Genomic DNA, 13376 nt, shown 5'->3' on the forward strand with positions numbered 1-13376 from the left:
TTAGCGCGTCTGTGAATCAGACTGTCAGTCTAAGAATTGTTGTCTTCCGTTGCCAGACCCCGGAACAGAAAAAAGCGCAAGATTTTGCAAGTCCACCGCAGGACGGTGAAAGCCTGTCGTTGCCCCCGTCGCCATACTCTGGGTTTCCGTGGTTTGAGAAGAGAGAAAACATGAACGCATTGTTATACGGACTGGTGGTGGTTATCTGGGGGACGACCTGGATTGCGATTTTTCTGCAGCAGGGTCCCGTGGCGGCTCCGGTGTCCATTTTCTGGCGTTTCGCGCTGGCCAGCGCCACGATGATGGTGGTTCTGCTTGCGCTGCGTCGCCTGCGTAAACTGGCGCTGCGGGATCATCTGTTCTGCGTGCTGCAGGGATGCTGCGTGTTTTGCTTCAACTTCTGGTGTTTTTACACGGCCGCGGCGCATATCAACACTGGCCTGGAGTCGGTGATATTTTCCATGGCGGTGCTCTATAACGCCATCAACAGCTTTATTTTCTTCGGGCAACGCCCGCCGGCACGTTTCTGGACGGCAGCCGCACTCGGTCTGGTGGGGATCATCACCCTCTTCTGGGACGATCTGCTGGCCAGCGGCTGGAGCGTATCGCTGCTGACGGGCATTGGCCTTTCCGCACTCGGCACCTATGGCTTCTCGCTGGGCAATATGATCAGCATGCGTCATCAGCGCAGAGGGCTTGAAACCATGACCACCAATGCCTGGGCGATGCTCTACGGCACGCTGGTGATGGGCTGCATTGCGCTGTTCAGAGGCGACAGCTTCGCGCCGCAATGGACCATGAGCTACATGGGGGCGCTGGTCTATCTGGCGCTGTTTGGCTCGGTGATAGCGTTTGGCGCCTACTTCACCCTGGTCGGACGCATTGGTCCGGGCAAAGCGGCCTACAGTACCCTGCTCTTCCCGCTGGTGGCGCTCTCCATCTCCACGGTGTATGAAGGCTACGTCTGGCACATTAACGGCATTATCGGATTACTGCTGATTCTGGGCGGGAACATGGTGATGTTCACCAGGCCGGAAACCTGGTTCAGACGCCTGCGGACGGCATAAAAAAACGGCCTGCGCTTGCAGGCCGTATGTGATTATTTCGCTGTTTTATGCACATCAAACATGGTGGCGTCCGTCGCCATGTCATCCACAACCTGTTTCAGCGTCGCAAAGCCCATTGGCGTATTTTCGTTCGCCAGTTCTTTGCCCTCACCTTTACGAACCACCTTCATGACCGGTTTGTTGGTCGCCGCATCAATCAACTCACCTTCGAAAAAGAGATGGGTATCCATGGTGCGATGGCCGGTTGCCATCTGCGTACCTGCCACCACCAGCGCAACAGGCACCACTTCATAGAACTGCAGACCTTCTTTCTGCGAGCTCACCCCGGTGATCGCCCCGCGGAAAATCAGGCTGTGTTTGCCCGGCGTCGTCACAATAGGCTTACGTTGGCCAATAGCCGTTTTCATTTTGGTGTTGGTATAGGCCAGAAGCTCATCCAGTGTTTTTTGACCAATCTGAGTCGTCGGTTTTGGTGCCGGATAATAGGTAATTGGCGTCCAGATAATACTGTCGTAATTCGCCTCGTTATAAGCAGGATCAACCCAACGCAGGGTTGGTTTACCCGTTGCGGATGTCGTTTGCTGTAATCCTGAATAGTCTTTTAAAAAGCCAGAATACTGCTCTGGCGCGGCGACTTTTGATGAACACCCCGCCAACGCCAACAGACCAGAAAGCACTGCAACTTTAAAAAAAGTGTGAGTACGCATGATGGTTTTCCATGTTATCTGCAAGTATGCATTTGAAGTTATAGCAAAAGTCTGGTGGGTGCGTTGTGACAAAAAATGATGCTGAGAGCACAAATTGCGAAAAGTCTGCCCGGAGACGGTCCGGGCAGTGAAAAATTACTGATTAATATCCACCTGCCAGAAGATATGCTTGCCAAACGGATCGATTTCGTAGCCTGTCACCTCTTTGCGCACCGGTTCGAAAATCGTGGAGTGGGCAATCATCACCGCAGGCATCTGGTCATGCATCATTTGCTGCGCCTGTTTATACAGCGCCACGCGTTTATCATGATCGGTTATCGATTTAGCCTCGGCGATGATGTTATCAAACGGCTTGTAGCACCATTTGGCCGAGTTAGAACCGCCGTTTGCCGAGGTGCAGGTAAAGAGCGGACCAAAGAAGTTGTCCGGATCGCCGGTGGCCGTGGTCCAGCCCATCAGCGCGGCCTGGTGCTCACCGCCCTTCACCCGCTTCAGGTACTCGCCCCACTCGTAGGTGACGATTTTGGCCTGCACGCCCACCTTCGCCCAGTCCGCCTGAATCATTTCCGCCATGCGTTTCGCATTCGGGTTATAGGGTCGCTGCACCGGCATCGCCCATAAATCGATGCTGATGCCGTTGGCAAAGCCGGCCGCTTTCAACAACGCTTTGGCTTTTTCGGGATCGTATTCGTAATCCTTCAGCTCGCTGTCGGCCCCCCATACCCCCGGCGGCAGCAGGTTTTTCGCCGCCGTGCCGGTGCCGTGGAACACGGCGTCAATAATGGCCGGTTTATTGATGGCCATCGCCAGCGCCTGGCGCACTTTCACATTATCCAGCGGAGGCTTCTGGGTATTGAAGGCCAGGAAGCCGGTATTCAGCCCCGCCTTGCTCATGAGATTGATATCGTTGTTCGCCTTCATCCGCGGCAAATCGGCCGGGTTCGGGAACGGCATCACCTGACATTCGTTTTTCTCGATTTTGGCAAAACGGACCGACGCATCCGGCGTAATGGTAAACACCAGCCGATCCAGCTTCGATTTCCCCTGCCAGTAGTCCGGGAAGGCGGTGAACAGGATGCGGGAGTCTTTCTGATACTGCGCCAGCTTAAAGGGGCCGGTGCCGATGGGCTCCATATCCACCTTCTCCGGCGTGCCCGCCTTGAGCATCGCGTCGGCATATTCCGCCGAAAGAATGGAGGCAAAATACCACGCCAGATCGGCGACAAACGGCGCTTCCGGGTGCGCCAGGGTAAAGCGCACGGTATGGTCATCCACTTTATCAATTGCCGTGATCAAGCTGCCAAATTCCAGACTTTCGAAGTTGGAATAGCTGCCGTTAGAGACGTTGTGGTACGGATGATTAACATCCTTCTGGCGCATAAACGAGAAGATCACGTCATCGGCGTTAAAGTCGCGCGTCGGCGTAAAGGATTTGTTACTCTGGAATTTCACCCCTTTGCGCAGATGGAAGGTATAGACCTTGCCGTCATCGCTCACGTCCCAGCGCTCTGCCAGGCTCGGCACCAGCTCAGTGGTGCCGGGTTTGAAATCGACCAGCCGGTTATAGACCGGCACTGCGCTGGCATCCACGCTGGTACCCGAGGTGTATAACTGAGGATTAAAGTTTTCCGGTGATCCTTCGGAGCAATACACCAGCGTTTTCGCGGCCACGGTGGAACTGACCGTGAGCGCAGCGAGTGCCAGCGTTAACGTTGTGAGTTTGCTTTTCATCATTTATTCCTGTCTTTTAATTCGACGGCTAATTAATTCTTTTGCCATTTCATAAATAACATTAAAGTGATGTGGCAAACACCCGAAAAATAAATAAGGAAGAAAACACTATGGGCTCGTCGCTTTCCAGACAATTAACACAACGCTTTTTCCGTTATCTCGCCATCACCAGCCAGAGCGATCCAAAAGTCAGCACTCTCCCTTCCACACCAGGCCAGCATGAGATGGCGAAGGAACTGGCGAAAGAGCTGACACAGCTGGGCTTAGACGACATTGTGATCGATGAATTCGCCACGGTCACCGCGGTAAAAAAAGGCAATGTACCCGGCGCACCACGGATTGGATTTATTACTCATATTGATACCGTCGACGTGGGTTTATCACCGGATATTCATCCACAAATATTAACGTTCCGTGGTGAAGACCTCTGTCTGAATAAAGAGAAAGAGATCTGGCTTCGCGTTAAGGAGCATCCGGAAATTCTGGCCTATCCTGGCGAAGAGATTATTTTCAGCGATGGAACCAGCGTATTAGGCGCAGATAATAAAGCTGCCGTGACCGTGGTCATGACCCTGCTGGAAAACCTGACGTCGGCGCATCAGCACGGTGATATCGTGGTCGCGTTTGTGCCGGATGAAGAAATTGGCCTGAATGGTGCAAAAGCGCTGGACCTGAAGCGCTTCGACGTTGATTTCGCCTGGACAATAGACTGCTGCGAGCTGGGAGAGATCGTGTACGAAAACTTTAACGCGGCAGCGGCGGAGATTCGTTTTACCGGCGTCACGGCGCACCCCATGTCTGCCAGGGGCGTACTGGTGAACCCGCTGTTGATGGCGACAGACTTCATCAACCATTTCGACCGTCAGCAAACCCCGGAGTGCACCGAGGGGCGTGAGGGCTATATCTGGTTTAACGGAATGCAGGCCGGACAAAACGAGGCCATACTGAAGGCAAACATCCGCGACTTCGATCAGGCACGTTTTGCCGCCCGTAAGCAGCAGATTGCCGACGTCGCGGCGCTGATTGCCGCCCGACACCCCACCGCAAACGTTGAGTTTCACATTGAGGATACCTACAGCAATATCAGCAATGCGATTGGGGAAGATCGCCGCGCCATCGATCTGATGTTTGCGGCTATGGAATCCCTCGGGATCACGCCGAAACCCATCCCGATGCGCGGCGGTACAGATGGCGCAGCGCTGTCCGCAAAAGGGTTACTCACCCCGAACTTCTTCACCGGCGCGCATAACTTCCACTCCAGATTTGAGTTTCTGCCGCTGTCGTCGTTCGAGGCCTCTTACCACACCGCCCTGCAACTCTGTCTGCTGGCCGCCCGTTAAGCGGGTTTACGCGCCAGCAGGGTGGCGAAGCGCAGCTTGATGCGGTTACCGTTCGCGTCGGTGCGGTGAAGTTCGCCGGGATCTTCGTTGTACTTAAGTAGATCCCAGCCTTCGTAATAGCGGCTCAGTTCGCCGGTTTTAAACGCAAACGGGAAGCCGACGGTGCAGGGATAATCCGCGGTGTCCATCGCCGCCACAATCAGGTTGTAGCCGCCCGGTTGCGTACAGCGCTGCATATTGGCGATCAAACCAGGGATGGTTTTCGCTTCAAGGAACATCAGCACCACGGTGGAAAGGATGAAATCGTATGCACCGTCAAAGCTGAGGTTGTTCAGGTCTTTGATTGCCGTCTGCAGATTCGCAATCCCTTCTGCCGCTTTGATGCGCTCGATGTTATCGATACTCATTGGGTTTTTATCCCACGCTGTCACATCGTAACCGTTGGCGGCCAGGTAAAGGCTGTTGCGGCCATTGCCGCAGCCGAGATCGAGCGTTTTGCCTGGCTTAACGATCCCTGCGCTGTACAGCACCTCTGAGTGGGTACGGGTGAGTCCATATTTCTCTGTGAAGTAATTCTCATCAACTGTCATTGTTTTTCCTGAGTGCGCCAGTATTAAGATGTATTATGGATGCCATTTTAAGGAGTTTGCCCTGCGGTTGCCACCCTTTCGACAGGCGAAAAGTTTGCTACGTTTAACAGGATGCTTATCAGAGAGAACAGCATGAACAAATATCGCCTTAGCGACGAAACACGCCTGTGGCACTGGCAAAATGGGGAAACCAAATCCGTCACCCCCCTCCGGCAAATCATCGCCACCACCGATTTTAACGACGTGCTTTGCGGCACGAAAGGCGGATGGGTTGAGGATGAGCGCGCTCTGGCGCAGGACGGCCAGTGCTGGATCTACGACGAAAACAGCGTGGTCTTCGCCGGTGCGACCATCTCCGGCAATGCCCGACTCACCCTGCCGTGTGTGGTCAGCCATCACGCTCATATCAGTGGGAACAGTTGGCTGGACGGCGCGGAAGTGAGTCATGGTGCGCGCATAAGTGACAACGTCACCATTCAGAACTCCAGCGTGCGGGGTGACTGCCATATTTACGGTAATGCCCGTGTGCTGCATAACAGCATGATTATCGCGGCCAAAGGCCTGACGCCAGACCAGGAGCAGATCCTTAAAATCTACGATAACGCCACCGTCAGCCAGTCGCGCGTGGTGCACCAGGCGCAAATCTACGGCGAAGCCATCGTCAATTATGCGTTTATCGAACACCGCGCCGAGGTCTTCGACAAGGCCATTCTTGAAGGCAACGATCTCAACAACGTGTGGGTGTGCGACTGTGCAAAAGTGTACGGCAACGCGCGCCTGATTGCCGGGTTTGACGAGGATGCCATCCCTACCGTGCGTTACAGCTCTCAGGTTGCGGAGGATGCCGTTGTGGAAGGCAACTGCGTGATTAAACATCATGTGCTGATTGGCGGTCAGGCGTGGCTTCGCGGCGGCCCCATCATGATTGATGACAAGGTGGTCATTCAGGGGCGGGCGCGGATCAGTGGCGATGTGCTTATCGAGCACCAGGTTGAAATCACCGACGATGCGGTCATTGAAGCCTTTGACGGCGAGAGCATTCATCTGCGCGGCGAAAAAGTGGTTAACGGGGAGAGTCGGATCACCCGCACGCCCCTGCTGGGCGCGCTATAGGGGGAAGATACCGGGATAATTTCGGATTTTGCTGCGGTCATTGCCCCTCACCCAAGCCCTCTCCCAAAGGGCTGAGGGATCCCCATAAAATAATGCCTGCACGGAGGCCCCCCTCTCCCTTGAGGGAGAGGGCTGGGGTGAGGGGGAACATATGGCTGTAGAGGTCATTCCGTTCACTTTATGTTCCTTGCTACTCTGTAACGGCATGACTTGTGAACGTGCCAGGGCGGCTCAATCGCCGCCGCCCTGGCGACCCGGGCTCCCGGCGGTAAATCGCCGCTTCGCGGTGCCTTCGGCTTATTCCTTCCGGCTTATCGGGGACGGGCGGATGTAACGTCCCTGTAAAGCCGCCCTCTCGGCGCATCCATGCGCCTCGCCCCGGCCTGCAGGAAACGCCTCAGCGATTTACAGCCGGACCAGGGCGTCGCTGTAAGTCATTCATTTTCCTGAAGCAACATTCATCGCTTTCGGTAAAAAATTACTGGGGATCCCTCAGCCCACAGGGAGAGGGAATCGATCGTTAACGCATCACCCGGTCGTCAACGTAATTACGTTTGTCCGGCGCCGGCGGGAAATACTGGTACAGCCAGGTTTCACTGATGGCGTCGCCCTGGCAGCGCAGGAACAGGCGCATATCCACAGGCTCTGTCGAATCCGACGTTGGATACCAGTCAAACAGGATGCGATAGCCGTCAAACGGCTCAACGTAGAGGATTTCAACCTGCTTCGCTTCACCGCTGGAGAGCGTGATCACCGGCTCAATTCCCTTCGGCGCAGCCGCTTTCAGATCGCCGCCCACAAAGTCGATGGCAAAGCGACGGGCCCACACTTTCGGGTAATGTTCACCCGGCGCCCAGCCTTCCGGGAACCCGCCCATACCGGTACGGGTGGCGAAGACATTGGCCAGCGGCGAACGCACCGGTGGCATAGCGCTCCAGTACAGGCGATATTTGAAGTCCAGCTCATCGCCCGCTTTAACCGCTTTTTCCGGCTGCCAGAAGCAGACCACGTTATCCAGCGTTTCACCCGTGGTCGGGATTTCCATCAGGCCAACGGCACCTTTACCCCAGTCGTTACGCGGCTCCACCCACAGGCTTGGGCGTTTGTTATACCAGCCCATCACGTCCTGATAGTGTGAGAAATCCCGGTCAAGCTGCAACAGACCAAACCCTTTCGGGTTTTTATCGACAAAGGCATTGAACTGCAGTTTCTGCGGGTTGTTCAGCGGACGACAAATCCACTCGCCGTTGCCCCGCCACATGGCCAGACGGTCAGAGTCATGGATCTGCGGATGAATGGTGTCGCACATGCGGCGTTCGTTATTGCCGCAGCTGAACATACTGGTCATCGGCGCGATGCCAAGCTGTTTGATCGCTTTACGCGCATAGAGATGGTTTTCCACCTCCATGATCACCTGGCTCTTCTCGCAGTGGATCACAAACTTATAGGCACCGGTAATGCTAGGGCTGTCCAGCAGCGTATAAACGGTAAAGGTGGTGTCGCCCGGTTTGACGGTTTCAAACCAGAAGGCGGTAAAATCAGGAAACTCTTCCGGCGTGTCGGTGAAGGTATCCACCGCCAGACCGCGCGCCGACAGGCCGTACTGGTACGTGTCGTCAACCGCACGGAAATAGCTCGCCCCGAGGAAAGAGACGATATCGCGGCGCGCCAGCTCTGGCGCTTTGAAGGCGCGGAAACCGGCAAAACCAAGGTCGCTCTGCCCTTCAAGCTGTTTGGTATCCACCCCGGTATCCCCGTAGCTGAACAGCTCCGGGCGGAAGTGGATCTCACGCGCCTGGGAGGTCGCCTGGTCCAGGGAGAACATCCGCACGCGGCGGCGGAACCCCATCCCCATATGGAAGAACTGCACGTCCAGCTGACGGCCGTCGATGTTATTCCACAGGGACTGCTTTTCATCGTACCGGATGGCGTTATAGGCTTGCGGCGTCATGGTTGCCAGCGTGTCCGGCAGCGGACGCGGCGCACCACCCCATGGGGTTTTCGCCAGGTCATGGGCCATGGATTGCAGTACGGAGAAGTCAAAACGACGGCTCTGACCATCAGCGATGTCAGAGTCAGCGGCATAGGCCGCTCTGGAGAACAGTGAAGCAAGGCCAGATGTGCCGCTCAGGGCTGCCATTGCCAGCGAACCTTGTAAAAAACGTCTGCGATTCATGCCTGGAAAAACGTCCTTATGGTCGTGTGAATGTGTTTCGCGCTCGGCGAAATGACGGCAAGAAAGAACGCACAGCCTAAACAAAAATGGTTAAGAATCCAATTGTTGGCCGGTGATTATATGCACAAAGTAAGAAATATTTTATGTCGACCAGAACGGCCCGAAAGTGGTGTAAAGAAAGCCTGGATACTGTGTATAAAAATGCCCCGGTGCGACATCGACAACCGGGGCGAAATGAGGTGGTTATTTTACGCTGACATCGATACCCGGGAAGTACTTATCAGCGAGTTTTGCGATCGTGCCGTCGGCACGAACTTTATCAATCGCGGCATCAAGCTGCTTTTTGGTGGCCTCATCCCCTTTGCGCAGCCCAAAGCCGATCCCGCTGCCGAGGATCGTGTCGTCAGACACCGGTTTGCCGATAAAGCCAAACCCTTTCCCCTGCGGCTTGCTCAGGAACCCTGCCTGCCCGGCCGCGGACATCACCAGCGAGGCGTCGATGCGGCCATTCAGCAAATCGCCCCACGCCATATTCTGATCTTTATACGACACTACCGTGACACCCTGCTTTTCCCAGTGCTCTTTGGCATAGGTTTCCTGAATTGATCCTTGCAACACGCCAATGGTTTTGCCCTTCAGCCCTTCAGGTGTCGCCTCTACCGCGGTACCGGCCTTGCCCACTAACTGCGAAGGGATGCGATAGATTGGTTGGGTAAAATCAATACTTTTACGCCGCTGTTCGGTGATGTTCATCGCCGAATTAATGGCATCAAATTTTTTCGCCACCAGCCCAGGGATCAACGCATCAAAAGACGTTTCCACCCAGGTGCATTTCAGCGCTGCGGCTTTGCAAATGGCATTCCCCAGCTCAACGTCAAACCCTTCCAGTTCGCCGGAGGCATTGCGGCTCTCAAACGGCGGATATTCCGCTTCCAGTCCGTACCGCAGTTCGGTGGCCGCGAAGGAAGAAAACGTACACAGCAATCCCATGCCGACAACTAACGCGCGTAATTTCATCTCAAACTCCTTAGCGTGGTTTAACCCGACACAGGGCCTGGGCACCTGCCCGTAACGTCGCCTCATCTTTGGCAAAAGAGAGACGAATCAATTTATTGTCCGTACCGTCCGTATAGAAAGCGGACAGCGGAATGGTCGCGACACCGCACTCAACGATCAGCCGTTTCACCATCTCGCTGTCGGGCTCGTCGCTGAAATGGCTGTAATCTGCCAGCAGGAAGAACGAGCCCGCGCTCGGCAGCAGTTTAAACGGCGACTCAGCCAGCAAAGTTTGCAGCAGATCGCGCTTGCGCTGATAAAACGCCGCCAGCGACAGCCAGGTTTGCGGATCGGTCATATGTTCGGCAAACGCATGCTGCATTGGCGTATCGGCAGAAAACATCAAAAATTGATGCACTTTACAAATCTCTTCCATCAGCGCCGCTGGCGCAACACAGTAACCCACGCGCCAGCCGGTGACGTGATAGGTTTTTCCGAAGGAAGAGATAATGACGCTACGCTCCGCCAGTTGCGGATGAGTGGCCATACCGTGGTGTGGTTCACCGTCAAAAACGACGTGCTCGTACACTTCGTCAGACAAAATAATGATATCGGTATTGCGCGTCACGGCCACCAGCTGCTGCAGGTCATTCGCCGAGAACACCTGCCCGCTGGGGTTATGTGGCGTATTGATGATGATCATGCGCGTTTTGGGGGTGATGGCTGCGCGGACTTCATCCCAGTTGACGGCAAAATCCGGTACCGTCAGTTTGATGGCGACCGGGGTGGCGCCCTGCAGGCGGACAATCGGCGCGTAGCTATCAAATGACGGCTCGAAGTAGATCACTTCATCACCCGGATGCACCAGCCCGCTGATGGCGGAATAGAGCCCCTGGCTGGCGCTGGCGGTGACCAGCACCTCGCGACCCGGGTCATACATGGTGCCGTAGAGGGTGGCAATTTTCTCCGCGATACGCTCCTTCAAAGGCTGCAGGCCGGTCATCGCCGCATACTGGTTATGCCCTGCCTCCATCGCGCGGGTGACGCCCGCGACCAGTTTCGGGTCGCAGGAAAAATTCGGTGCGCCCTGAGAAAGATTAATGGCGTTATGCTGAGCAGAAAGCTGGCCGATTACGGTAAAAATGGTGGTGCCCACATCAGGTAATTTGGAACGGGTTTGCACCGCGGTCTTCAGGGTCATCATCTGTCCTTTCTCATGGAGATTGCATAACTATTCAAACAACAACTCTGTTGTCGCGACAATCGAATTGTTGTCATAATAGCCATGAGAAAAACGCATAGCTGAGGTGTTTGTATGTCGCGCCGTTCGCTCCCCCTTAATGCCATCGACGCCTTTCTGGTTACCGCGCGTCATCTGAATCTCACCCATGCCGCCAGAGAGCTGTGTCTGACCCAGGGTGCCGTGAGCCGTAAAATCGCCGCCCTGGAAGCGTGGTTTGGCTTTCCGCTGTTTGAGCGTCATGCGCGCGGGTTGCGCCTTTCTTCCCAGGGCAGCGCCCTGCTTCCGGAACTGCAATCCGCCTTCGAACATCTCCTGACCGTGGCCGATCAGGCGCGCGCTCAGCAAACAGTGATCCGTCTGAAAGCGCCTACCTGCGCGATGCGCTGGCTGGTACCGCGGCTGCTGGACGTTGAACGCGAGCAGCCCGATCTGCAAATTGCGTTGACCACCACCACCGATCACAACGTCAATTTCAAAACCGAATCCTATGATGCGGCCATTGTGTTTGGCACCCACATGAGCGCAGGCGATCTGTTGTTTGAAGAGGCGTTAACCCCGGTGCTGAGTCCGCTGCGGGCAGGCGCTGCACTAAGCTCATTAACCTTTCTTCACCCGACACGGGACAAGACAGACTGGTCATTGTGGCTGGCAAAACAGGATGAACCGGGCGTTGTTATGCACAAAAATCAACACTTCGACACGATGGATCTCGCTATTACGGCGGCGATTCAGGGGCTGGGCGTCGCCATTGCTGACGAAACGCTGGTGGCAGAGGATGTCCGCGCCGGAAGGCTGACGCGGCCTTTTGCGACCAGTATTAAAACCGGCGCGAGCTACCGGCTGGTGCTGCGTGAATCGCCAGGCACTGAAAATGGCCTGGCGGCGTTTCGTGCCTGTCTGCTTAATCGAGGCTGACGTGGTGCTTCATTACCCGTTTAAAGAGACTCATGCGGGCGCGCATAAAGCGGTTTTCAAGCTTAAAACCTGCATGTTTATTCACACCTATGCGTAACAACACGTCCCGTCCTTTGCGACAGGCTGGCCAGTGCGTCGGCCCGGGCAGGCTGTCACGATGGCCGGCATCCCGGGCAAAGCTCACCCAGTAGTCGGCCACCTGGGCCGCGAACTGTAGATCCCGATCGTTAACGTAGTGGCGGGATGGTTCCACCTCTGCAAGGGTATCGAACACATACGGCACCTCATTGCCGTGCCAGGCACCGTTGACATAGGTGGCGTGTTCCGCTTCGGCCACATAGTCAAACCAGTAGCGCCAGCACGGCGCGCCAACGCGCTGCTGGGCCTGCATGACCACGTACCCCATCGTGGTAAACGCCATGTCCCGGCACACCTGCCGTCCCAGCTCTTCGTCGCCTTTCACGCCCGGATAGAGCAGCTTAATCAGCCCCAGACCAAAACGTCGCTCCCGGCGAAGCTTCTGAATCTGCCCGGCGAGATCGATGCCAAACACCGCCATCACGCTGGCCTCGTCGCTGTTCGAGCCAATCATGACCGGAACAGGATGCTGGCGGGCAGCGAAGAAGACATCCAGCATCGCCTCTGGCAGAACACAATCCCCGACGACAGGCGCCGGGGCGATATTCAGCGGCGCGGTCAGTGGCCAGAATGCCTCCGGTGGAATAGCACGCAGTTGCGCTGCTGAGGCGTTCTCCAGCCCCAGATGCGCGGCCACCGCTTCCCCTTTTTTCAGGGCCTGCTCGCGCGGAGTATCCGGCAAGGTATAGCCACTTTGCACAATCGCCTTATGGAATAACCCCTTCGCCAGCGGCGATGCCAGCAGAGACAGCACGCTGCGTGCGCCAGCGGATTCGCCAAACAGCGTGACGTTCTCAGGATCGCCCCCGAAGGCCGCGATATTATCCCGCACCCATTCGAGGGCGGCGATCTGGTCCAGCAGGGCAAAATTATGCACCACGCGATCTTCTTCCCCCTCCAGCGCAGGATGGGCGAAAAAGCCGAGATGGCCGAGACGGTAATTGATGGTGACAATAACCACGCCGCGTCCTGCCAGCGCTTTGCCATTGTAGGGTGGCAAGCCACCCGCGCCGATGGTGAACCCGCCCCCGTGTAGCCACACCATCACCGGGAGCGGCTCAGCACGGTTAACCGGCGACCAGACGTTCAGATACAGGCAATCTTCAGAAAACTGGCCGGGATCGCCCCCACCCAGCTCCTGACAATATTCGCTACTTTGCCAGCTTGAGGAAGAGAACGCCGACGCCTGGCGAACGCCATCCCAGCGCTCGGGCGGACGCGGAGAGCGCCAGCGCCCGTTGCCGACGGGTGGTGCGGCGTAGGGAATGCCGTACCACGCATGAACATTATCATCAGTAAAACCAGCCAGTGCGCCGTAGCGCGTTTCAACCACAGGGGCGGAGGGATATTGCATAACCAC

General features: G+C 56.0%; 11 protein-coding genes. 4 read left to right on the top strand and 7 right to left on the bottom strand.

The genetic code is table 11. The annotated features are described in order from the left end of the window. Positions 1-170: 170 nt before the first annotated feature. A complete protein-coding gene (locus NQ842_RS12985) occupies positions 171-1067 on the top strand; it encodes a DMT family transporter (protein WP_014831885.1) in 897 nt (298 codons plus the stop codon). A gap of 32 nt (positions 1068-1099) precedes the next feature. Here NQ842_RS12985 and NQ842_RS12990 read toward each other — a convergent pair whose 3' ends face one another. Together NQ842_RS12990 and NQ842_RS12995 are read right to left on the bottom strand one after the other, a co-directional pair. Beyond that, positions 1100-1774, bottom strand: coding sequence for a DUF3313 domain-containing protein (locus NQ842_RS12990; protein WP_014831884.1), 675 nt, complete (start codon positions 1772-1774; stop codon positions 1100-1102). Between the two features lie 135 nt (positions 1775-1909). Then, complete coding sequence (locus NQ842_RS12995; protein WP_050861401.1) at positions 1910-3505, bottom strand: ABC transporter substrate-binding protein; 1596 nt, start codon at positions 3503-3505, stop codon at positions 1910-1912. A 110-nt stretch (positions 3506-3615) separates the two neighbouring features. On the opposite strand from NQ842_RS12995, the gene pepT reads away from it, so the two are divergent. Then, entirely contained in the window at positions 3616-4845 is a 1230-nt protein-coding gene (pepT, locus tag NQ842_RS13000; protein ID WP_196372283.1) for a peptidase T, read from the top strand. On the opposite strand, the gene tehB is transcribed toward pepT, so the two are convergent. Further along, positions 4842-5435 carry a tellurite resistance methyltransferase TehB gene (gene tehB, locus NQ842_RS13005; protein ID WP_014831881.1) on the bottom strand — a complete coding sequence of 198 codons (594 nt, stop codon included), beginning with the start codon at positions 5433-5435 and terminating at the stop codon, positions 4842-4844. The genes pepT and tehB overlap by 4 nt on opposite strands. Before the next feature lie 132 nt (positions 5436-5567). Here tehB and ydcK point away from each other — a divergent pair, with 132 nt between their 5' ends. After that, complete coding sequence (gene ydcK / locus NQ842_RS13010) at positions 5568-6548, top strand: YdcK family protein (protein WP_257255926.1); 981 nt, start codon at positions 5568-5570, stop codon at positions 6546-6548. A 520-nt stretch (positions 6549-7068) separates the two neighbouring features. Here ydcK and NQ842_RS13015 read toward each other — a convergent pair. The 3 genes from NQ842_RS13015 to NQ842_RS13025 form a co-directional block, all read right to left on the bottom strand. Continuing rightward, on the bottom strand, positions 7069-8724 hold the full coding sequence (locus tag NQ842_RS13015; RefSeq protein ID WP_014831879.1) for a glucan biosynthesis protein D: 1656 nt from the start codon (positions 8722-8724) through the stop codon (positions 7069-7071). Between the two features lie 243 nt (positions 8725-8967). Further along, on the bottom strand, positions 8968-9741 hold the full coding sequence (locus NQ842_RS13020; RefSeq protein ID WP_014831878.1) for an ABC transporter substrate-binding protein: 774 nt from the start codon (positions 9739-9741) through the stop codon (positions 8968-8970). 10 nt (positions 9742-9751) lie between these two features. After that, a complete protein-coding gene (locus NQ842_RS13025) occupies positions 9752-10921 on the bottom strand; it encodes a pyridoxal phosphate-dependent aminotransferase (protein ID WP_063411953.1) in 1170 nt (389 codons plus the stop codon). A 114-nt stretch (positions 10922-11035) separates the two neighbouring features. Here NQ842_RS13025 and NQ842_RS13030 point away from each other — a divergent pair, with 114 nt between their 5' ends. Next, positions 11036-11878 carry a LysR family transcriptional regulator gene (locus tag NQ842_RS13030; protein ID WP_014831876.1) on the top strand — a complete coding sequence of 281 codons (843 nt, stop codon included), beginning with the start codon at positions 11036-11038 and terminating at the stop codon, positions 11876-11878. Here NQ842_RS13030 and NQ842_RS13035 read toward each other — a convergent pair. Beyond that, on the bottom strand, positions 11865-13370 hold the full coding sequence (locus tag NQ842_RS13035; RefSeq protein WP_257255927.1) for a carboxylesterase/lipase family protein: 1506 nt from the start codon (positions 13368-13370) through the stop codon (positions 11865-11867). The two genes, NQ842_RS13030 and NQ842_RS13035, sit on opposite strands and share 14 nt — an antisense overlap. Positions 13371-13376: the final 6 nt, after the last annotated feature.

Source organism: Enterobacter cloacae complex sp. R_G8, from assembly GCF_024599795.1.
Lineage (GTDB): Bacteria > Pseudomonadota > Gammaproteobacteria > Enterobacterales > Enterobacteriaceae > Enterobacter > Enterobacter dissolvens.